The following is a 20,966-nucleotide window of genomic DNA, read 5'->3' on the forward strand; positions in this document are numbered from 1 at the left end:
CGTGTTCAGCGGTGTTGCTCAGCCGTACTGCTGCTCGAGGTCCCGGAGCTTGCGCTCCAGGGAGTCCAGGCGGGGCAGGGCCATCGTGTCGTCCTCCGCCGTGAGGTCGACAGTGATCGAGTCGGTGCTGCCACGAACGGGCTGGAGGGAAGGACGGGCGCGCAGAGGCAACTGCTCCGCGGAAGCGGATATGGCAGGCTCCGAGGTGACCTGGGCGGGCGCCCGCTCCACCTCGACCTGCTGACCGCCACCGCCGCCACCGCCGCCGAACGGGCCGCGGTGGCCCCGGCTGATCGCCTTGAGGTGCGCGCGCTCGGCTCGCTCCTGCTCACGCCGGCGAAGACGCGTCTGCTCCTTCTGGCGCTTGTCCTCGCGCACCTCGTCGACCGCTTCGTCCAGGCTGCGTACACCCTCCAGGAGCATCAGCGACCAGGCCTTGTACGTCTCACGGGGCGCCCGCGCCCAGCGGACCATACGGATCTGCGGCAGCGGACGCGGCACCAGACCCTGCTCGCGCAGGGCGGCCCGGCGGGTCTGCTTCAGCGCGCGGTCGAAGAGCACCGCGGCGGACAGGGACATGCCGGCGAAGAACTGCGGAGCGCCCGCGTTGGCGAGGCCCCGAGGCGCGTGCACCCAGTTGAACCAGGCGGCCGCAGCCGCGAACATCCACACCAGTATCCGGGAGCCGAGGGCCGCGTCACCGTGGCTGGCCTCGCGCACCGCGAGCACGGAGCAGAACATCGCCGCTCCGTCCAGACCGAACGGGACGAGGTACTGCCAGCCGTCGGTGAGGTTCAGGTTCTCCTCACCGAAGCCGACGAGGCCGCGGAACGAGAGCGCTGCGGCGACCGCCGCACTGCAGAAGAGGAGCAGGTAGGACGCGGAGGCGAAGATGGCTTCCTTGCGCCTGCGGCGCTCTTCGGTGCGCTCCCACGAGTCGTCCTGGCTCGCTTTCGTCCCCGAGGAGCGCTTGCCGCGCGCCAGCACCGCCACCGCCGCCAGCACGCCCAGGAGCAGTACGGCGCCCGGAAGCAGCCAGTTAAGCGATATGTCGGTCAGTCTCATCTGGGGTCCCTTGCATTGGGATAGGGCGTAACGCCCGCCATAGTGGCCCAATCCCCTCAGCCCTCAGGGGGTTTCGGGGCAAGAGGCCGCCTAAGGAGGTGCAAGGGGATGCTCAGGGCGACATTCTGCTCGAACTGCCGCTTGAGGGGCGGGAGTTGAGTTCGAATAAGACTACCCGTACGGGTGGTTCCACGGAAAGTTCCTGCGACAAGTGAGGAACTTGTGAAGTGACCGTAACGTTGGGGAGCCCCAGTCGAACGTGATCTTACGGCGGCGATCCTACGGCACGCCGTGCCCGCCGTCCGGGGAGGGGGTCGATTGCTGAGGATGCCTCAACTCGCGGCGGTGGCCGTCAGCTTGGCCACGCGGGTGTTGTCGCAGGTCCGCGGGCAGTTGTCGCACATCTCGGCCGGGCGGATCGTGTAGAAGAAGCAGCAGCTCGCCCGGTCGCGGGTGGGCAGGTCCGTGCCGTCCGGCCCGGTCGTGTCCCGGAAGCCCGCCGACCCGACGAACGGCCGGGTGGAGCCGGAGCCCGGCAGCAGCAGCTCCAGCTCTCGCCGCGCGCGGTCCGCTTCGCCGACGACCTGCCCTATGTAGTGCAGGCCCTCCACGACGTCGTCGGTCACCACGCCCCACAGGGCCCGGCCGCGCCGTCGCATCCGCGGTCCGAAACCGCCGAGCAGGGGCTCCAGGTGCTCGGTGAGCGCCGCCCGCACCTCCCCGCGCAGTTCCTCCTCGTCACCGACGACCCGGGCGCCGGGCAGGGCCGCCGCCGGGTCGTCGGGCAGACAGGCGAACGTGCCGGTGCGGATGCCGAAACGCCCGTCGACGCGGTGGTAGGAGACGTCCTCGACGGGCAGTCGGGGCACCCGGCGCTGCAGGAACCAGGGCACCGTGATCAGCAGGCAGGCGGTCCAGGCGTACCGGTGCAGCCCGAAACTCGCGACGACGTCCGGGCGGCCCCGCTCCCCGTAGTCCCGCAGCACCTGCTCGTCGTCCCAGGCGAGGAAGGTGTCGAGGTCGCCGTCGCCGGCCGCGAGTCCGGCTGCCCGGACCCAGCCGGCATCGCGCGGATGCGCCTGTCCGGGGCCCAGCTCGATGACGGTGGCGTGCGGGTAGGCCTCGGCGAGCCGGTCGTACGAGTCCGCGACGGCGGACCGGGTCTGTACGGGAGCGGACATGTCGGGACCACCGCATCTCGATAGATCACTCAGAAGATAAAAGGTAAGGCTTACCTTACCCATGATGCCCGTGATGTGACCGGGATTTAACACCGGATCCGGCTGAGATTCGGCCTGGATCCGGCCGGGAACCGAACCTGGACTCGAATCGGGATTTGAACTGACGGAATGTGCGCCTATGGTGCTTGACGGGCGAGTAACAACCCGCCTCTATGACCCCATGTGCCGTCAAGGTGCCATCTAGCCCGAAGGAGGCCCCCGTGCAGCACGCCGGCCCACAGGGCGCGCACGGCTCGCCCGAGACGAGGGCCCCGGCTTCACACCCGGGTGCCGTACGCGTTCCACCGCAGGCCACGGCCGCGGACGTGGACCGTGGGTGGGGCCCAGGGGGGAGCGGCCCGACGGCTCGCGGGACCGCGGGTACGGGTGCGCCGGTCGACGGTGCCCGGGGTGAGCACACGCACAGTGAGCAGCCGATCCCGGTGCCTCATGCTGCACAGTCCCGCCCGGCACAGGCGCGTCCCGTCGTCCAGCGATCCTCCGTACGCGGCCAGATCCTCGACGCGCTGCGCGCCGCGCTCGTCGGGGGCGAGCTGGCACCCGGCGAGGTGTACTCGGCCCCCGCGCTGGGCGACCGCTTCGGGGTGTCCGCGACGCCCGTCCGCGAGGCCATGCAGCAGCTCGCGATGGAGGGCGCCGTCGAGGTCGTCCCCAACCGGGGCTTCCGCGTCGTGGAACGCGGCGCCCGTGAACTGGCCGAGCTGGCCGAGATCCGCGCCCTGATCGAACTTCCGGTACTGGTCCGCCTGGCCCGCACGGTGCCCGCCGAACGCCTGACAGAACTGCGCCCCCTCGCCGACGCGACGGCCCACGCGGCGTCCACCGGCTGCCGGGCCACCTATGCGGAGACCGACCGGGCCTTCCACCGGGCGGTCCTGTCCCTCGCCGGCAACGCCCAACTGGTCCGGATCGCCGACGACCTGCACCGCCGCGCCCAGTGGCCCCTGGTGGACGCGAAGGCCGACACGAGCCGATCGGCCCTCATGGCGGACGCGGCAGACCACGGCACTCTGCTGGACGCCCTGATCGCAAGAGACGTACAGCTGGTCCAATCACTGACACGGGACCATGTGACAGGCGCTCACTGACCCGACCTCAGGGGCGCGGGGCTGTATCTGATGTGCGGCTCCGCGGCGTGGGTGCGACAAGCCGCAGCGCACCCGCACTCGCCACACAACCGAACCACCCCACCCGGATGGCGCCACGCACCTACGCCGAAGCCGCCGGCCGAGCCAACTGCCGCGCCAGCCAGGTCGGTACGCCCCCGAGCAACCGGAACAGCCGCCCCGCCTCCGCTCGCAGCCGGGTGGCCTCCGGCTCGGACTCCGCATCGGCGAGCGACGCCAACGCGGGCGCCGTCCCGACCAGATACCCCAACTCCTCCCGAATCCGCAGCGATTCACTGAACCCGTGCCGCGCCTCCGCCAACTCCCCCTCACGGAGGGCGAGTCCGGCCAGATGACGCCACGTGAAGGACAGCAGCAGCGGATCGGCGTGCGCGGTGGCCCCCGCGTGTGCCCGCCGGTACGCGGCCCGCGCCGCCTGCGGAGAACGCGCCAGGTTCTCGGCCAGCAGCCCCCGCCGGAAGTCCAGCACCGCCCGCCCCGAAGCCCCCGGCGGAATCAGCGCCGCCGCCCGCCCCAGCGCGGCCCGCGCCTCGTCGGCCCGGTCCCGTACCCCGAGCAGGGTCGCCGCGTACGCCAGTTGGCCGCGCTCACACGCCGCCGCGCCCCGCTCGTCGTCGCTCTGGGCCACCGCCTCCGCCGTACGGAGCGCGTCCTCGGCCTCTCCCCACCCCTGCTCGGTGTAGAGGCACCGCTCCACGAGCAGCGCGGCCCGCTGGAGCGAGGCGTCGGCCGTGCTGGGGTCGAGCAGCGCCGCCGCGTCCGCCCAGCAGGCGCGTGAGCGCAGCCGCCATACCGCGGTCTGGAGCGGATCGTCCCCAGAGGTCGTTCCGGAACCAGCCATGGCGGTGTACGCCACGTTGCCCTCCCCAAGGTCCTGTCCTTCGGATCAGCTCGGGGTCGCGGGGCTTGGCACGCACATCTGCGGCGTTGTCGTCAGTCGCCGACGCTCCGCGTCGACTCCCTCCTCCGCCTTGCAGCTGCACGCACCAAGCCCCGCTCACCGGTGACGCAAGGCACCGCGCCTTTACACCGACCTGCTCCGAAGAACAGGCCCAGCACGCCATCGAGCTGTTGAGTGGTGGCGGCATCTCAGCACGAATCCTGGTGCCGGGCCAAGAGGGTAGGTGAAAGAATTCACAAAGTCGGGGAAGAACGCGTGTCCGGGTTGCCGCGCGACCGGTCCCACCCGGCGTGCGCCGAGGCCGCACGCCCCGGACGTCTGGCACCGCACATCTCCCTGGCCTCAGCTCATCCGCAAGGCCAGGAAGAAGTCCAGCTTGTCCTCCAGCCGCGACAGATCACGGCCCGTCAACTGCTCGATCCGCCCCACCCGGTACCGCAACGTGTTGACATGCAGGTGGAGCCGCGCGGCGCACCGCGTCCACGAGCCGTCGGACTCCAGGAACGCCTCCAGCGTCGGGATCAGCTCGGCCCGGTGCCGCCGGTCGTAGTCCCGCAGCGGGTCGAGGAGACGGGCCGTGAAGGCGCGGCGGACGTCGTCCGGGACGAACGGGAGCAGGAGCACGTGCGAGGCCAGTTCGTGGTGGCCCGCCGCGCACACCCGGCCGGGCCGCGCCCCGGCCACCCGGCGGGCGTGCCGTGCCTCCTCCAGCGCCCCACGCAGCCCCTCCGCCGAGTGCACGGCCGCGCTGACGCCGATGGTGAGCCGCCCGTCGTCGTCCAGACCCGCCGACAGCGGGTCCCGTACGGCGCTGAGCAGTTCCTCGGCCAGGATCCCCGCCTCCGAACCGTCGTGCTCCGACGACACCGCCGGCAGCGGTACGAGGGCGATCGCCTCGTCCCCCGTATGGGCCACGGCGATCCGGTCGGAGTGCTCCGGACCCGTCAGGAGCGGGTCGACGAGAATTTCCTCCAGCAACGCCTGGGCCACCGGGCCGCCCTCGATCTCGCCGCCGGCCCAGTCCACGCGGGCCACGACGACCTGCCAGTGCGGGGCCGCGCCGAGACCGGGCAGCAGGACCGGCGCGGCGACCCGCAGCCTGGCCGCGATCTCGGCGGGCACGGCGCCCGTCTGGACCAGTTCCAGGACCTCCTGGGCGAGCCGCCGCCGCACCACGCGTGCCGCGTCTCGCCGGTCGCGCTCGACCGCGATCAGCTGCGTGACGCCCTGGAGCAGATCGAGCCGCTCCGCCGGCCAGTCCCCGGCGTCCGCCTCGACGGCGAGCAGCCAGTCGGACAGCAGGGTCTCGCGTACGTCCCGCGAGCCGCCCGGCGCGGCGGTACGGCTGTTGCCGCGCACGGGGAAGAGGGAGTACGTCGTGCCGCCCACCGCCACCCGGTGGGGGCTGAGCACATGTCGGCTCCCGGTGCGGACCGCCGTCAGATGCTCGGCGGCCAGCGCCGCGCACACGTCGGGGGCCGGGGCGGGGCCGGAGACCTTCGAGCCCGCGATGAGCCGTCCGGCGGGGGAGAGGACCCAGGCGCCCAGGTCGAGGTCCGAGCCGAGCAGGTCCAGGACCACGTCGGGGCCGCCGCCCGCCGGACCCGAGGTCATCATCCGCCGGTGCCGCTCCACGACCGCCGCCAGATCTCCGGCGCGCTCACCGGACACCTGCCGGACGACGTGCTCGGTGATCGTTGCGAACGCGACCGACTCGTGCACCGCGAACAGCGGCAGCCGGTGCCGGGCACAGGCCGTGACCAGGTCGTCCGGAACGGCCCCCAGTTCGGCCTCGCCGGCGGCCAGGGCCGCGACCCCGGCCCCCGCCACGAGCCGTACGAACGCCTCGGAGTCCGCCGGGTCCCGGCGCCAGGCCAGGCCCGTGAGCACCAGCTCGCCGCCCGAGAGGTAACGGCTGGGGTCCCTGAGGTCGGTGGTCATCACCCCGCGTACGGTGCGGTCCAGCTCGTCCTCGCCGCCGAGCAGCGTGAGGCCCAGCGCGTCGGTGTCCAGCAGTGCGCGCAGCCGCATTCTCGTCGCCGCCGTTCTGTCTGCGAGCCGCGCTTTTCCGCCTGCGCGGCGATCACTGTTTCCAGGGAAAATCAGAGAGGTTACTGATGGCCTCTGTTCATACGAATCTACAAGACGATCGCCCTGGCCAGCCAACTCCTTCATGGTTTCCGTGACTGACCCAGGCGGAGTACAGCCCTGTGTACTGGCTACACCGCACGTGAACAGCACATGAACGAGCCATTCGCACGACCCGCGGGGACGATCCACGGGTACTGCCCACTGGTACTGCCTGCCCACGGGTAGGACTCACGCGACGAAGAGGAAAAGAGCCGGTCATGGACTTCCTTCGCCCCGCCAGCTGGGGGGAGGCGCTCGCCGCGAAGGCCGAGCACCCCACCGCTGTGCCGATCGCGGGCGGCACCGACGTGATGGTCGAGATCAACTTCGACCACCGCCGGCCCGAGTACCTGCTCGACCTGACCCGTATCGGAGATCTCTACGAGTGGGAGACCGGCGAGCGGAGCGTGCGGCTCGGCGCCTCGGTCCCGTACACCCGGATCATGGAGAACCTGCGCGGCGAGCTGCCGGGCCTGGCCCTCGCCTCGCACACGGTCGCCTCCCCGCAGATCCGTAACCGGGGCGGCGTAGGCGGCAACCTCGGCACCGCCTCCCCGGCCGGTGACGCCCACCCGGCGCTCCTCGCCGCGGGCGCGGAGGTCGAGGCCGAGTCGGTACGCGGGACCCGGCTCATCCCGATCGACGACTTCTACACCGGCGTGAAGCGCAACGCGCTCGCCCCCGACGAGCTGATCCGCGCCGTCCACATCAACAAGGCGGACGGGCCCCAGCAGTACTCCAAGGTCGGCACCCGCAACGCCATGGTCATCGCGGTCTGCGCCTTCGGGCTCGCGCTGCACCCCGAGACGCGGACCGTGCGTACGGGGATCGGTTCGGCGGCGCCGACACCCGTCCGGGCCAAGGCCGCCGAGGAGTTCCTTGCCGCGGCTCTCGAAGAGGGCGGCTTCTGGGACAACGGGAAGATCATCACGCCGTCGGTCGCCAAGCAGTTCGCCGCCCTGTGCACGGGCGCCTGCAACCCCATCGACGACGTCCGGGGCACCGCCAGCTACCGCCGCCACGCGGTGGGTGTGATGGCCCGGCGCACGCTGACGTGGACCTGGGAGTCGTACCGCGGCACGGACGGCCGGACCCACCAGAAGGGGAGTGTCGCCTGATGCGCGTCAATTTCACGGTCAACGGCCGTCCGCAGGAAGCGGACGACGTGTGGGAGGGCGAGTCCCTGCTGTACGTCCTGAGGGAGCGGCTCGGGCTGCCGGGCTCGAAGAACGCCTGTGAACAGGGCGAGTGCGGGTCCTGCACCGTCCGCCTCGACGGTGTGCCGGTGTGCTCCTGTCTCGTCGCGGCGGGCCAGGCGGAAGGGCGCGAGGTCGTCACGGTCGAAGGGCTCGCCGACTACGTCAAACAGCGTACGGAACACGCCAGTTGTGCAACAGGCGCCTGCGGTACGTCACTTGACGCGGCCAAACAGTGGCAGCCCAAGGGTTCCACCGACTCCCAGACCGGTGAGGGCACCGAACTGGCCCCCATCCAGCAGGCGTTCATCGACGCCGGCGCCGTCCAGTGCGGGTTCTGTACGCCCGGTCTGCTGGTCGCCGCCGACGAGATGCTGGAGCAGAACCCCAACCCGACCGACGCGGACATCCGCGAGGCACTGTCGGGCAACCTGTGCCGCTGCACGGGCTACGAGAAGATCATGGACGCGGTCCGGCTGGCTGCGGCCCGACAGGGAGAGGCGGTCTGACATGCCCGGCAGGAACACTCCCCTCGGGACCCCCACCAAGGTCACCCAGGGCTCGAAGACCAAGGGCGGCATCGGCGAGTCCACGCTCCGCCCCGACGGCACCCTCAAGGTCACCGGCGAGTTCGCGTACTCGTCCGACATGTGGCACGAGGACATGCTCTGGGGCCAGATCCTGCGCTCCCCGGTCGCCCACGCCGAGATCGTCTCCATCGACACGGCCGAGGCCCTCGCGCTGCCCGGCGTCCACGCCGTCATGACGTACGACGACCTCCCGACCGACGTGAGGAACTACGGCCTGGAGATCCAGGACACCCCCGTCCTCGCCCACGGCAAGGTCCGCCACCACGGCGAACCGGTGGCCATCGTCGCCGCCGACCACCCGGAGACCGCGCGCCGCGCGGCAGCGAAGATCAAGGTCGAGTACCGCGAACTGCCGGTCGTCACCGACGAGGCCTCCGCGACCGCGCCGGACGCGATCCTCCTCCACGAGAACCGCACCGACCACCACGTCGGTCACGTCGACCACCCGAACATCGTCCACCGCCAGCCGATCGTCCGGGGCGACGTCGAGGCCGCCCGTGCACGCGCCGACTTCATCGTCACCGGCGAATACACCTTCGGCATGCAGGACCAGGCGTTCCTGGGCCCGGAGTCGGGGTTGGCCGTCCCCGCCGAGGACGGCGGGGTCGACCTCTACATCGCCACCCAATGGCTGCACTCCGACCTGCGCCAGATCGCACCCGTGCTCGGCCTGCCCGAGGACAAGATCCGGATGACGCTGTCCGGTGTCGGCGGTGCGTTCGGCGGGCGCGAGGACCTGTCCATGCAGATCCACTCCTGTCTCCTCGCCCTGCGCACCGGCAAACCGGTGAAGATCGTCTACAACCGTTTCGAGTCCTTCTTCGGCCACGTCCACCGGCACCCCGCGAAGCTCACCTACGAGCACGGGGCCACCAAGGACGGCAAGCTGACCCACCTGAAGGCGCGGATCGTCCTCGACGGCGGCGCGTACGCCTCCGCCTCCCCGGCGGTCGTCGGCAACGCGGCCTCGCTCGGCGCCGGCCCGTACGTCATCGACGACGTCGACATCGACTGCATCGCCCTCTACACCAACAACCCGCCCTGCGGCGCGATGCGCGGCTTCGGCGCGGTCCAGGCCTGCTTCGCCTACGAGGCGCAGATGGACAAGCTCGCCGACGCCGTGGGCATGGACCGGGTCGAGTTCCGCCGCCTCAACGCCATGGAACAGGGCTCGCTGCTGCCGACCGGACAGGCCGTCGACTCCCCGGCCCCGGTCGCCGAACTCCTGCGCCGCGTCAAGGCGATGCCCCTCCCGCCGGAGCAGCAGTGGCTGGCGGCGGGCGAGGCGGCGGACGTACGCCAGCTGCCCGGCGGCCTCTCCAACACCACCCACGGCGAGGGTGTGGTCCGCGGTATCGGCTACGCGGTCGGCATCAAGAACGTCGGCTTCTCCGAGGGCTTCGACGACTACTCGACTGCCCGGGTACGTATGGAGGTTGTCGGCGGCGAGCCGGTGGCCACGGTCCACACGGCCATGGCGGAAGTGGGCCAGGGCGGGGTCACCGTCCACGCCCAGATCGCCCGCACCGAGCTGGGCGTCACCCAGGTGACGATCCACCCGGCCGACACCCAGGTGGGCTCGGCCGGTTCGACCTCGGCCTCCCGGCAGACGTACGTCACCGGCGGCGCCGTCAAGAACTCGTGCGAGCTGGTCCGGGAGAAGGTCCTGGAGGTGGGGCGCCGCAAGTTCGGTTCCTACCACCCCGCCTGGGCCACGGCCGAGCTGCTGCTGGAGGGCGGCAAGGTCGTCACGGACGCCGGCGAGGTCCTCGCCGACCTGGTGGACGTCCTGGGCGAGGAGTCCGTCGAGGTCGAGGCGGAGTGGCGGCACCGGCCGACCGAACCCTTCGACCTCCGCACCGGCCAGGGTTTCGGACACGTCCAGTACTCGTTCGCCGCGCACCGGGCGGTCGTCGAGGTCGACACCGAACTGGGCCTGGTCAAGGTCATCGAACTGGCCTGCGCGCAGGACGTCGGCAAGGCGCTCAACCCGCTGTCGGTCGTCGGCCAGATCCAGGGCGGCACGACCCAGGGCCTGGGCATCGCGGTGATGGAGGAGATCATCGTCGACCCCAAGACGGCCAAGGTGAGGAACCCGTCCTTCACGGACTACCTGATCCCCACCATCCTCGACACCCCGACCATCCCGGTCGACGTCCTCGAACTCGCCGACGAGCACGCCCCGTACGGGCTCCGAGGCGTCGGCGAGGCCCCCACCCTGTCGTCGACTCCGGCCGTTCTGGCGGCGATCCGGAACGCGACGGGCCTGGAGCTGACGAAGACTCCGGTACGGCCGGAGCACCTGACGGGTACGGCGTAGTCGGTTCGGTGCGTTGTCGGGTGCGGGTCCGGTGGGGCTTCTCGCGCAGTTCCCCGCGCCCCTGAAAAGCAGGGGCCGCGCCCCGTGCTTTCAGGCCCGCAGGGCCGGGTCTGTGTCTTTAGGGGCGCGGGGAACTGCGCGACCAGCCCCCACCGGGCCCGCACCCGACAACGAACCCCCACAAGTACCCCCCCGTTCGCCTCGGGCCGTCCCCCGGGTCGTGCACCTTCCCAACCCCCTATGAACCTTGGGAGACGGCACCATGACCCAGCAGTCGGTACAGCCCAGGACCACCGAGGCGGACAAGGACGTCCGGTCCACCCGCTCCGCACTCGACCGCTACTTCCACATCACCCACCGCGACTCCACCCTCGCCCGGGAGATCCGCGGCGGCGTCACCACCTTCATGGCGATGGCGTACATCCTGCTCCTCAACCCGCTGATCCTCTCGGGCAAGGACGCGGCCGGAAACACGCTCGGCCAGCACGCGCTGATCACCGCCACCGCCCTCGCCGCAGCCGTCACCACGCTCCTCATGGGCTTCCTGGGCAAGGTCCCCCTCGCCCTCGCGGCCGGCCTGTCCGTGTCGGGCGTCCTGTCCTCGCAGGTGGCGCCCGTCATGACCTGGCCGCAGGCGATGGGTATGTGCGTGCTGTACGGGGTGGTCATCATGCTGCTGGTCGTCACCGGCCTACGCGAGATGATCATGAACGCGATCCCGCTGGCACTGAAGCACGCGATCACCATGGGCATCGGCCTGTTCGTCGCACTGATCGGCCTGGTGAAGGCCGGCTTCGTCCACCAAGGCGCGGCAACTCCCCTCTCTCTGGGCCCGAACGGCGAACTCGCGGGCTGGCCCGTGCTGTTGTTCGCCGCGACCCTCCTCCTGATCGTCATGCTCCAGGCACGCGGCACCCCCGGCGCGATCCTCATCGGCATCGTCAGCGGTACCGTCCTTGCCGTCGTGCTCAACGCGGCGGGTGTGATCGACCCGAAGCAATGGGCGAGCGGAGCACCGGAGTTGCATGGCAGCGCGGTGTCGATGCCGGACTTCTCGCTCCTCGGGGACGTCGAGTTCGGCGGCTGGGGGGAGGTCGGCGCGATGACGGTCGGCATGATCGTGTTCACCCTCGTCCTCGTCGGCTTCTTCGACGCGATGGCGACGATCATCGGCGTCGGTACGGAGGCCGGGCTCGCCGACGACAAGGGCCGGATGCCGGGCCTGTCCAAGGCGCTGTTCATCGACGGCGCGGGCGGGGCGATCGGCGGTGTCGCCGGCGCGTCCGGCCAGACGGTGTTCGTGGAGTCGGCGACGGGTGTGGGGGAGGGCGCCCGTACGGGCCTGTCCTCCGTCGTCACCGGCCTGTTCTTCGCGGCCTGTCTGTTCTTCACCCCGCTGACGGCGATCGTGCCCGGAGAGGTCGCGGCGGCTGCCCTGGTGGTGATCGGCGCGATGATGATGTCGAACGCCCGGCACGTCGACTGGGCCGACCGCGCCACCGCCGTCCCCGTCTTCCTGACCGTCGTGATCATGCCGTTCACGTACTCGATCACGGCGGGCGTCGCGGCCGGCGTGATCTCGTACGTCGCCATCAAGGCCGCGCAGGGCAGGGCGCAGGAGATCGGCGCATTTATGTGGGCTCTGACAGGCATCTTCTTCGTCTATTTCGCCCTCCATCCCCTTGAGGGCTGGCTGGGCGTGCACTAGCCGAGCAGCCGAGCCCCGCAAGCCTTTCCGTACAACCGTTGTTGAGGAGACCGAGATGCTGGACATCGCCGAAGAACTGCACCGGTGGGTCGAGCAGGGCCGTGACTTCGCCGTGGCCACCGTGGTGGACGTGAGCGGCAGTGGCCCCCGCCAGCCCGGTGCCGCCCTCGCGGTGGACACCGACGGCACGGCGATCGGCTCGGTCTCCGGCGGCTGTGTGGAGGGCGCGGTGTACGAGCTGTGCCAACAGGCCCTGGCGGACGGCGAGTCGGTCCTCGAACGCTTCGGCTTCAGCGACGACGACGCCTTCGCCGTGGGCCTGACCTGCGGCGGCGTCATCGACATCCTGGTGACGCCGGTACGGGTGTCGGATCCCGTCCGTGAGGTGTTCGCCTCGGCTCTGGCCGCCGCCGCGAGCGGGGAGGCCGCGGCCGTGGCGCGGATCGTCTCCGGCCCGGGAGAGCTGCTGGGCCGCGCCCTGCTCGTCGGCCCGGACGGCTCGTACGAGGGCGGCTTCGGCGCCCACCCGGAGCTGGACCGCACGGTGGCCGCCGAGGCGCGCGCCTGTCTCGACGCGGGCCGCACCGGCACCCTGGAGATCGGAGAGCGGGGCTCTCGTTGCGGAGCGCCGATCTCGGTCCTGGTCGAGTCATCGGTACCGCCGCCCCGCATGATCGTGTTCGGCGCGATCGACTTCGCGTCGGCGCTGGTGCGCATGGGCAAGTTCCTCGGCTACCACGTGACGGTGTGCGACGCCCGCCCGGTCTTCACGACACCCGCCCGATTCCCCGAGGCCGACGAGATCGTCGTCGACTGGCCGCACCGGTACCTGGAGCGGACGGCCGTGGACGCCCGTACGGTCCTCTGCGTCCTCACCCACGACGCCAAGTTCGACGTACCCCTGCTCCGGCTCGCGCTGCGGCTGCCGGTGGCGTACGTCGGCGCGATGGGCTCCCGCCGGACCCACCTCGACCGCAACGAGCGGTTGCGTGAAGTCGGCGTCACCGAGCTGGAGTTGGCGCGGCTCAGGTCACCGATCGGGCTGGACCTCGGGGCTCGTACTCCCGAGGAGACCGCGTTGTCCATCGCGTCGGAGATCGTCGCCAACAGGCGTGGCGGGAGCGGGGTTTCGCTGACCGGGGCGCACACGCCGATCCATCACCACGTCACCTCAGCGTCCGAACCGGCGGGGCGGATCGGGTCGGTGGCCTGAGGTGGCCCAGAGGCCGGTTGGGACAAAAGGAACGATGTGGAGCGGACTTCGCCCAACAGATCGCCCAAAGCGTTCACGAGGCCCTGGAGCCCTTGATTCGCAGGGTGCTGTGGAAGCATCATGCTCAAAGTCGCCAACGGTCTCAGAAAGTTCCGCACATCGTTCGCCTTGTCCGCCACCGCGCGCAGCAACCGGAGGATTTCGTCCACTCCGCTCCGGGTGGTCTCGGTCGGCCGTAGCCTTCCGAGAGCTGTTCTGAACCCGAGAGCTCGCGCCCTGATGGACTGCATCTGCTCAGGCTTGACCTCGAGTGCACCTGCTGGTGCCAGTTGCTCCAGGGGGCGTTCGAACGTGTACCAGATCTCGTCCAGCAGATGCAGGAGCGGGTCGCCGTCGGCTGTCTCCGGTGTCTCGGACGTGGTGCTCGGTTGGTGAGGGACGGTCGTCCGGTGAGAAGGTGCAGCGGTTGCCGCAGCATTCACCGGCTCGTTCGAGTGAGCCGCTGGCACAGCCGCGGCTGTGCCAGCAGGCCGCGGCGTCAGAAGCGGCGCGTGGCTGGGCCGGGCGATCTTCATCGCGTCCAGGTAGGCTCCACATGCCTCCGCCGCAAGACAAAAGAACCACCAGCGGTCACGGTCCGAGTAGTGCTCGCGCGCGGTGAACATCAACGCGCAGGCCTGGAGGCTCAGATACCGCTGGCGCCCCCAGTCTCGATTGATGTGACGGCTCGCGCCCCAGCCGACCATCGCCTGGCTCACGGCGCCCGCCGCGTCGGCCAGCCCTTGGGGAATGAGCGGGCCGTCGCAGTCGGATCCGATCAGCCCGGTGAGCAGTTCAGCCCGGGCAAAGTCTGACATGTGGGGCAGATAGGTGTCGGCGGCCAGGCACAGCAGGAGATGAACGGGGTCGCGAGCCAGCAGCGCGCGCTCATGGAACCGGGACAGGTCGATGAGTGTGAAGTCCTCGGCCGGAGCGTTCTCCCGGACCGGGATCATGATGTTGCCCGGGTGCAGGTCGCCGTGGGCACGGCCGTACGCGGCGTTGACCGAGCATTCGCTCAGCGGGCAACTGGCTGTGAGGGAAAGGGGATTGGGTAGAGGGCGATTGTGGTCTGCTGTTCTGAACCACTGGAGTCTCTCCGCCTCGGGCCCGAGGCGCTCGCGGACCCACTCGTACAGCGGGGCATCGGTGTCGAGACGTCTACCGAGGAGATCCCTGACGAACTTCGCCGCCGGTATCGCGCTCATCGCCGGATCATCCGGATTCCATCCGCCGAGTACTCCCTTGACGATCTCACCCGCGAGCCCGGGCAGCCGCCGCGGGAGGCCCGCTCCGGCGAGTGTCTCCATCTCCTCCTTCCCGTCCCCGGCGGGGAGTTGGAACATCAGCCAGGAGTCACCCAGACGCCATGGTTTCTCAGCCAGCCCCACCAGATGCCGGTCAATGAACTCGCTGTTGGCCGGGACGCGGCTCAGCAGCGCCGACTTGTGATTGCGTGGCTCAGGGTCAGCCTCGCGCGACGGCGAGACCAGTTTGATGATCCTCCAGCCTCCGGCCCGCTCGGCGTCCGGGTAACGCACGAAGGCCGATACGAGTTTCCCCCCGCTGCCGCCGGTGTCCAGGGGCTCCGGCACGGACAGTTCCATGTGGTTCGTGTCGAGCCACTCGGCGAGCGCCGCATCCACGGTCTCGTCGCCGAACACGACGGGGAAATCGGCAGGGGAATGCTCCATGAGGTCAGTATGTACGGATGCCACCGCAACCGATTGCCAGAGCGAGGCGCGGTCCGAGCGCGGCATGCAGGGCAGGAACGAGAGGGGATCATCATGGTTCGCCGCAGCGGGAGTTGGCGTGCACGACGCGGCACCGGACTCTCCGGCACGGTCGACGCGGCTGCACTGCGCGCTGCGATCACCGCCCCCGAGCCCGGCACGGGGTCCGCAATCCGTTACGAGGGACTCTGTGTCACGGGCGTCCTCGACCTGAGTCACTGTCGGCTCGACGGTGCTGTCGCGCTCGTCGACTGTGTCTTCGAGGAACACGTCGAACTGACGCGACTCGTGGTACCCGCTCTGGACCTGTCTGGTTCGACGTTGCCGTCCCTGGGCGCCGACAGCATCGTGCTGGACGGTGAACTCCGGCTGTCCGGTGCACGGTTGGGGGCCGGAGGTGACGAGCGCCAGCCGCTGTTCGGCCCCGGGGAGACCGGCGGCGCACGTGCCCCGCGCCGTATCCAGGAGGGTTCAACCGCAGGCGTCGTGCAGCTGGCCGACGCGCAGATAGGGGGGAACCTCGTCGTCGAGCAGTTGACGGTGGCCGACGGCGGAGCGTGGTCCCTCCTCGCGCCCCGCCTGAGTGTGGGTGGCTCGGTGCACGCCCGCGGTCTGAAGGCGTCCGGGTCCCTCTATCTGAGGGACGCACGTGTCACGTATGCCGTCAATCTCCATGCCGCCGAGGTGGGGGGCATAGATGCAACCGGACTCGTCTGCAGCGGAGGCTTCTACGCGGACTGGGGCTTCCGCAGCACCGGCCAGGTGCTGCTGCGGGCAGCCGACATCGGAGGTGTGGTGACCTTTCACGACAGTGTCCTGACCGGGCCCGCGGGCTCGCTGCTGCTGAGCCGGTTGCGCGTGCCGCGACTCAGACTCGACCTGCGTGAACCGCCGGCCGGGCCGGTGGTGCTGCAGGACGCCACGGTCGACGTCCTCGTCGACTCCGCGGAGACTTGGCCGGCCGCCGGTGAACTCTTCCTGGAGGGCTTCACCTACAAGCGCCTCGAGTCCGCCCAGCAGGTCGACGTGCGCTCGCGCATCGGCTGGATCACCCGCGACGCACATATCGGGGCCAGCTCGTTCGAGCAACTGGCGAAAGCGTACGAATCCGGCGGTGACGAACGCGCGGCACGCACCGTGCGCCACGCCCGCGAACGGCAGCTGCGCCGCCACGACCGTCTCACCGGCCGTGCGTGGGGCGTGGTCCAGGACATGCTGTTCGGCTACGGATATGCGCCGCGCCGGGCCCTGGTGTGGCTGCTGTCCCTCGCGGCCGCGGGGTCCCTGTGGTTCGCCCACCACCAGCCGCGCCCGGTCGGCGGAAACGGCCAACGGGCCTGGGATCCCGTGCTGTACAGCCTGGATCTCCTGATCCCCGTCGCGAGTCTGGGATATCGGGGGAACTGGGATCCCGTGGGCGTCGACAAGGCGGTAGCGGTCGTGCTCGTGGTGTCCGGCTGGGTGCTGGCCACCGCGGTGATCGCCGGGGCCCGGCGTGTTCTGGGACGCGGGTGAGGAGGCGTCCGTGACTGTACGCTGCCTCAGGGCCGCCGGGAGTGACAGGCAGGGATGCCGTGCGGCGCCGGGAAGCGACGGACCAGAGGGAGTCGATGGGGCGCGAGGAATACTGGGTGGCCATCGCCCGGGACGGCCTTCTGCGTGGCGCCGGGTTCTTCGTCACGCGGCACTTCGTGGTGACCCTGGTCGGCTGCGTGCGGGAACTGGCCCTGGGCGGCGAGGTGGAGCTGACGACCGCGGGAGGCCTTGGGCTCGGCGGCGTCGTGGACGAGATCGTCGAGGACGTGGGGCTCGCACTGATCCACGTGATCGCGCCGGCGCGTGCCGACTATCCGACGCCACAGGCCGACCGTGCCGTCAAAGGGGACTCCTGGTGGGCCCCCTACCGGCCCGGCCCCCACCACCCGCCGCTCAGGGGCACGGTGGACGGCGTTCTGCCCGACTGCCGCCGCGCCGGCGCGGACCGCGCGCTGTCGGTCCTCGAACTCACCGTGGGCCCCCTTCAGATGATCGGGGCCGACTTCTACGCGGGTGGGCCCGTCGAGCGACGTGGATCCGGCATGGAGGACGCGGTGCTGGGCGTCCTCCTGGAAACCGAGTGCGCGCGAGGTCTGCGGGGCGACCGGCGAGACTCGCTCGCGGCCGGGGACATCGGCGGCGTCATCGACGCCTTCGACGCGCTCAACCCGCACCGCATGCTGGGGTTGCTCAGGGAGGGAGTGCCCGAAGGACCCGCGCAGGAGCCGTGCCTACGGCTCCTGCAGCCCCTGCCATCCGGGCTGCCCGTGCCGGTCGGCCAGTGCGAACTGCCTGAGTCGGTCGATCCGGCCCAGCTGCACGGGGTGCCGACGTCGACCGGTCCGGCGCGACGGCCCGGCCCGATCGAATCGGCCGAACCGCCGGGTCCTACAGGGGCGCCCGAGCCACCGGACGTGTCACAGCGGCCCTGGCCGCCCGACGCGCCGACCAGCGGATCCCGGCGGGCCAAAGTGGAAGCGGTGGCCGACGTCGTGGAGTTCGGGCTGCGCAAGCTCCAGGACTGGGCGGCGGCCGGCATCGTCGACCCGCGGGACCTGCCGCCCCATCAGATCGCCTTGCTCGACGAAGTGGTGCGAGCAGCCAAGGGGGAGGAAATGCATGGTTGACTCCCTGGACGAGGCCGTCCGATGTGCCGAGGACGCCCTGCGCGACCTCGATGGCACACGGTTCGAACGCGTGGCCAACCTGATGCGGTTTCTCGACGTGAGCGTGGAGGGCTGCCTGGCCGACGAGAGGTGGGGCCCGGGAGCGGGCGCGGCGGGAGTGCGTCTTGGCCGACTGCTGCTCGAACTGGGCCTGCGCCAGGAAGCGGAGCGGATGTTCCGGCTCCTGTCCGAGCGACTCCTCGCCCGCGGCGTACCCGAACCCGACTGGGGCGAACAGGGCGAGCCGTTCGTCAACTGCCTTGGTGTCCTGGGCATCTCCCTCGGACAACAGGCGGACGCCCGCGTGGTGCTCGACTGCGTGCAGTTGTACTGCGCTCCCCGCCTCTCGCCCGCTGCGGCGACCACACACGTCAACCTGGCCGCCGTCGAACTGGGGCTGGGCGACGTCGAATCCGCCGTCGATCACGCGCTTGCCGCACGCGCGCTGCTCGACCGGTTGCCCGAGCCTGACGCCCCGGCGCTGCAGACGCTGCACACCGTCCTGGACGCCGTCGAGCATCAACTTCTCGGCTTCGCGACGCAGTACGGTAACCACCCCGCTCGCGCCCTGTCCGCCCTCGCGGACCGCACGGGCCGCATGCTCGACAGCCTCGACTCCTCGGATCCGCGCGCGTTCCTGACCGTCGTGAGTTTCGCCATGGTGCGGGCCGCGGCGGCCGTCGAGGCCGGAGACACCGAATGCCTGGAGACCGTGGTGAAGGTCGTCGAGGTGGCCTCCCAGCGGCTTGCCACCCTGCTTGGCGCGGACCACCCCAAGGCGCTCGCCGTCCAGGCGGACCTGGCCGCCGTTCAGATCGAGGCCGCCCGCGCCGTGCGGTCGCCCGCTCGGATGGACCGAGCCGTGCGGCTGCTCGGTGCGACGGCGCAGCGCCTTGAGGTCCGACTGGGCCCAGCGCACCCGCGTACCGTGGGCACCCTGACCAACCTGGTCGCGGCCCAGGTGGAGGCCGTACGCGCGCTGCCCGAGCCCGGCAAGGCGCAGCGCACCGCCGACGACCTCGCCGAACGAGCCGAGCAGTTCAGCGAGTTACTGGGCGCGTGGCACCCCGTGACCCGCTTGGTGAGCGCCTCGGCCGCTACCTGCCGCCGGATGGCCATGGGCGACGAGAGCGGACGCGACTTCGGCGGTACGACACTGGTGCGGACGCTGGTGGACTCGCGGGCGGACTGGCGGGAGGACGGGGAGACATACCGATCGTTTCGGGACGCGGTGAGCGCGGTCGGCCAGCCGCCGACGCCGAGGGACGGGACGGCCTTGATCCAGTCGGGGACGTTCCACGGCCCTGTGGTGGAGGACGCGCCGAGAACCGAAGGCGTCGCCCTCGGCTCCCTCGTCCGATGCATCGTGTCCCGGGTCGACCAGCACGAGGTGGAGCTCGAGGTCGGCGACACCCACCAGGGCTTCGTCCCCGTCGGCGAACTGCCCATCGGCGTCATTGGGTACCTCGGCGAACTCGGGCGGGCCGGGTTCGTGGCGGAGGCTGTCGTCATCGGCCGCGAGCGGGGTGACGGGGGCCGGCTGCTTCTCTCCATGAGGGAACCACTGCTCGAGCAGGCCGCCCATCGCCGCGCCCTCGCGGAGTCCGCCGACCTGTCGTCGGACGGGGCGACGGTCTCCGGCCTGGTCGTCGGTGTCGTTGACGGAGGTCTCGCGGTAGAGGTCGCGGACGAGATCGCGTTCCTGCCGATGGCGGACATCGAGATGGAGCCGATCCAAGACCTCCACCAATACGTGGGACGGATCCTGGATGCCAAGGCGTGGATCCCTCCTTCCGGTTCCCTCGTCCTCTCCCGCCGGGCCTGGCTCGCGGAGGCGGATGTCCTGGGGCCCGAGGAGTGGCTGGCCCATGTGCAGGTGGGACATGTGCGCACGGGTATGGTGCTGCGCGTCCGGCCGGAGGACGTCGAGGTGGACCTGGGGAGCTTCCTGGGCTTCCTCGACCCCACCGACTTCGGGCCGGTCCTCCTCCAGGCCGGTGAAGTGGTGACTGTCCGGGTCGCTGCGGTCAACCGGAGGAGGGGCGTGGCGTTCGTCGTACTCCTCGACGACCGGGCGATGCCCTGGCACCGTTTCATGGAGACCCACAGTCCAGGGCGGATCGTACGGGGCAGTGTCATCAGGGTCGACCAGTCGGGGGTCTTCGTCCGGGTGGCGGCCGGCGTCGTAGGGCTGGTACGGATCGAGGAGTTGGCCGATGACCAGCTACTCGTAGGCGTGCCCACCGCCAGGCCTGACGAAGAGATCTTCGTCAGGATCGTTGCGATCGACGCAGACCGGTGCCGGGTCGAGCTCTCGTCCCGGCAGGCGGACGAGGCCCTCGGTGCCGACCCGCTAGCCGCCGATTTTGATCCGGAATTGTACGGCGGAGCAACCGAAGTTCAGTACGGCAGCCCAGGCGGCATCGCGCGCTCGCTCTTCGAACAGCACCAGCGGAGCGTCCTCCACCGGCGGCGACGCGCCCCAGACTGACTCACGCGCGAACCCGTGCCGACGTTGGTCAGGCCTGCCTCAGCAGCCGGTTCACCGCCCGCCCGAACACATACCGCGACGCCCCCGCCAGCGGGCGGTCGAACAGGGACGGCAGCGGACGTACGCGCAACTCCTCGCGCCAGATCACCCGCGAGCGGCCTCCCGGGCCCGGGCGCACCTCGATCTCCGCCCAGCCCAGCACAACCCGGCCGCGCTTCTCCAGGCGGCACAGCCCCGGGACATCGTCCGTCGGGGGCCGCCAGACGGTGACCTCCATACGGTCGTCGAAGGCGAGGGGGCCGAAACCCGAGCGGGCGACGAACACCGTGCCCTCCGAGGTCGGCGGGGCGGTGAGCACCGTGACGCGGGTCAGGGGGACCACGGAGGCGTGGCGGGGCCACTCCGTGAGCCGCCTCCAGGCCTCGTCGAGGGGGAGCGGCACCGTACGTTCGAGGAGGAAGTTGACCACGGCACGATCGTAGGGAACCCGACGGGCGACGCGGCACTTTC

Annotated in this window: 15 protein-coding genes; 9 read left to right on the forward strand and 6 right to left on the reverse strand. The window is 70.7% G+C overall.

Annotated features, from left to right (window positions below):
* Positions 1–18 precede the first annotated feature (18 nt).
* On the reverse strand, positions 19–1,065 hold the full coding sequence (locus G3I71_RS30695) for a DUF2637 domain-containing protein (RefSeq protein WP_164319643.1): 1,047 nt from the start codon (positions 1,063–1,065) through the stop codon (positions 19–21).
* Between the two features lie 332 nt (positions 1,066–1,397).
* Complete coding sequence (locus G3I71_RS30700; RefSeq protein ID WP_164319645.1) at positions 1,398–2,246, reverse strand: (2Fe-2S)-binding protein; 849 nt, start codon at positions 2,244–2,246, stop codon at positions 1,398–1,400.
* A 260-nt stretch (positions 2,247–2,506) separates the two neighbouring features.
* Between G3I71_RS30700 and G3I71_RS30705 the strand changes: the two genes are divergently transcribed.
* Positions 2,507–3,394 (forward strand): GntR family transcriptional regulator, encoded by an 888-nt coding sequence (locus G3I71_RS30705; protein ID WP_343243120.1) that lies wholly within the window; start codon positions 2,507–2,509, stop codon positions 3,392–3,394.
* 121 nt (positions 3,395–3,515) lie between these two features.
* Here G3I71_RS30705 and G3I71_RS30710 read toward each other — a convergent pair whose 3' ends face one another.
* Together G3I71_RS30710 and G3I71_RS30715 are read right to left on the reverse strand one after the other, a co-directional pair.
* On the reverse strand, positions 3,516–4,289 hold the full coding sequence (locus G3I71_RS30710) for a hypothetical protein (RefSeq protein WP_164319649.1): 774 nt from the start codon (positions 4,287–4,289) through the stop codon (positions 3,516–3,518).
* Positions 4,290–4,676: 387 nt separating this feature from the next.
* Positions 4,677–6,365, reverse strand: a complete 1,689-nt coding sequence (locus G3I71_RS30715) for a PucR family transcriptional regulator (RefSeq protein WP_164319651.1) — start codon at positions 6,363–6,365, stop codon at positions 4,677–4,679.
* Between the two features lie 317 nt (positions 6,366–6,682).
* On the opposite strand from G3I71_RS30715, the gene G3I71_RS30720 reads away from it, so the two are divergent.
* The 5 genes from G3I71_RS30720 to G3I71_RS30740 all read left to right on the forward strand — a co-directional run bounded on the left by G3I71_RS30720 (position 6,683) and on the right by G3I71_RS30740 (position 13,491).
* Positions 6,683–7,582 carry a xanthine dehydrogenase family protein subunit M gene (locus G3I71_RS30720; protein ID WP_164319653.1) on the forward strand — a complete coding sequence of 300 codons (900 nt, stop codon included), beginning with the start codon at positions 6,683–6,685 and terminating at the stop codon, positions 7,580–7,582.
* Entirely contained in the window at positions 7,582–8,169 is a 588-nt protein-coding gene (locus tag G3I71_RS30725) for a (2Fe-2S)-binding protein (protein WP_164319655.1), read from the forward strand. Before G3I71_RS30720 ends, G3I71_RS30725 begins: the two co-directional genes overlap by 1 nt.
* Position 8,170: 1 nt before the next feature.
* Positions 8,171–10,570, forward strand: coding sequence for a xanthine dehydrogenase family protein molybdopterin-binding subunit (locus G3I71_RS30730; protein WP_164319657.1), 2,400 nt, complete (start codon positions 8,171–8,173; stop codon positions 10,568–10,570).
* A 262-nt stretch (positions 10,571–10,832) separates the two neighbouring features.
* Positions 10,833–12,278, forward strand: a complete 1,446-nt coding sequence (locus G3I71_RS30735) for an NCS2 family permease (RefSeq protein ID WP_164319659.1) — start codon at positions 10,833–10,835, stop codon at positions 12,276–12,278.
* A 55-nt stretch (positions 12,279–12,333) separates the two neighbouring features.
* Positions 12,334–13,491, forward strand: coding sequence for an XdhC/CoxI family protein (locus G3I71_RS30740; protein ID WP_164319661.1), 1,158 nt, complete (start codon positions 12,334–12,336; stop codon positions 13,489–13,491).
* On the opposite strand, the gene G3I71_RS30745 is transcribed toward G3I71_RS30740, so the two are convergent.
* Positions 13,437–15,290: a hypothetical protein gene (locus G3I71_RS30745; protein WP_164319663.1), complete on the reverse strand. Its 1,854-nt coding sequence runs from the start codon at positions 15,288–15,290 to the stop codon at positions 13,437–13,439. The genes G3I71_RS30740 and G3I71_RS30745 overlap by 55 nt on opposite strands.
* Positions 15,291–15,317: 27 nt before the next feature.
* Here G3I71_RS30745 and G3I71_RS30750 point away from each other — a divergent pair, with 27 nt between their 5' ends.
* From G3I71_RS30750 to G3I71_RS30760, 3 genes are all read left to right on the forward strand, one after another.
* A complete protein-coding gene (locus G3I71_RS30750) occupies positions 15,318–16,778 on the forward strand; it encodes a hypothetical protein (protein WP_164319665.1) in 1,461 nt (486 codons plus the stop codon).
* Between the two features lie 95 nt (positions 16,779–16,873).
* Positions 16,874–17,926: a hypothetical protein gene (locus G3I71_RS30755; protein WP_164319667.1), complete on the forward strand. Its 1,053-nt coding sequence runs from the start codon at positions 16,874–16,876 to the stop codon at positions 17,924–17,926.
* Complete coding sequence (locus tag G3I71_RS30760) at positions 17,919–20,456, forward strand: S1 RNA-binding domain-containing protein (RefSeq protein ID WP_164319669.1); 2,538 nt, start codon at positions 17,919–17,921, stop codon at positions 20,454–20,456. Before G3I71_RS30755 ends, G3I71_RS30760 begins: the two co-directional genes overlap by 8 nt.
* A 28-nt stretch (positions 20,457–20,484) precedes the next feature.
* Here the strand turns inward: G3I71_RS30760 and G3I71_RS30765 are convergent, their stop codons facing one another.
* A complete protein-coding gene (locus tag G3I71_RS30765) occupies positions 20,485–20,925 on the reverse strand; it encodes an SRPBCC family protein (RefSeq protein ID WP_164319671.1) in 441 nt (146 codons plus the stop codon).
* Positions 20,926–20,966 lie beyond the last annotated feature (41 nt).

The organism is Streptomyces sp. SID12501, assembly GCF_010550245.1.
Classification (GTDB): domain Bacteria; phylum Actinomycetota; class Actinomycetes; order Streptomycetales; family Streptomycetaceae; genus Streptomyces.

Bases quoted from the DNA above. Each gene is read 5' to 3' on its own strand.
- G3I71_RS30695 (WP_164319643.1), bottom strand. From the start codon at position 1,065: ATGAGACTGACCGACATATCGCTTAACTGGCTGCTTCCGGGCGCCGTA.
- G3I71_RS30700 (WP_164319645.1), bottom strand. From the start codon at position 2,246: ATGTCCGCTCCCGTACAGACCCGGTCCGCCGTCGCGGACTCGTACGAC.
- G3I71_RS30715 (WP_164319651.1), bottom strand. From the start codon at position 6,365: ATGCGGCTGCGCGCACTGCTGGACACCGACGCGCTGGGCCTCACGCTG.
- G3I71_RS30720 (WP_164319653.1), top strand. From the start codon at position 6,683: ATGGACTTCCTTCGCCCCGCCAGCTGGGGGGAGGCGCTCGCCGCGAAG.
- G3I71_RS30725 (WP_164319655.1), top strand. From the start codon at position 7,582: ATGCGCGTCAATTTCACGGTCAACGGCCGTCCGCAGGAAGCGGACGAC.
- G3I71_RS30730 (WP_164319657.1), top strand. From the start codon at position 8,171: ATGCCCGGCAGGAACACTCCCCTCGGGACCCCCACCAAGGTCACCCAG.
- G3I71_RS30735 (WP_164319659.1), top strand. From the start codon at position 10,833: ATGACCCAGCAGTCGGTACAGCCCAGGACCACCGAGGCGGACAAGGAC.
- G3I71_RS30740 (WP_164319661.1), top strand. From the start codon at position 12,334: ATGCTGGACATCGCCGAAGAACTGCACCGGTGGGTCGAGCAGGGCCGT.
- G3I71_RS30745 (WP_164319663.1), bottom strand. From the start codon at position 15,290: ATGCCGCGCTCGGACCGCGCCTCGCTCTGGCAATCGGTTGCGGTGGCA.
- G3I71_RS30750 (WP_164319665.1), top strand. From the start codon at position 15,318: ATGGTTCGCCGCAGCGGGAGTTGGCGTGCACGACGCGGCACCGGACTC.
- G3I71_RS30755 (WP_164319667.1), top strand. From the start codon at position 16,874: ATGGGGCGCGAGGAATACTGGGTGGCCATCGCCCGGGACGGCCTTCTG.
- G3I71_RS30760 (WP_164319669.1), top strand. From the start codon at position 17,919: ATGGTTGACTCCCTGGACGAGGCCGTCCGATGTGCCGAGGACGCCCTG.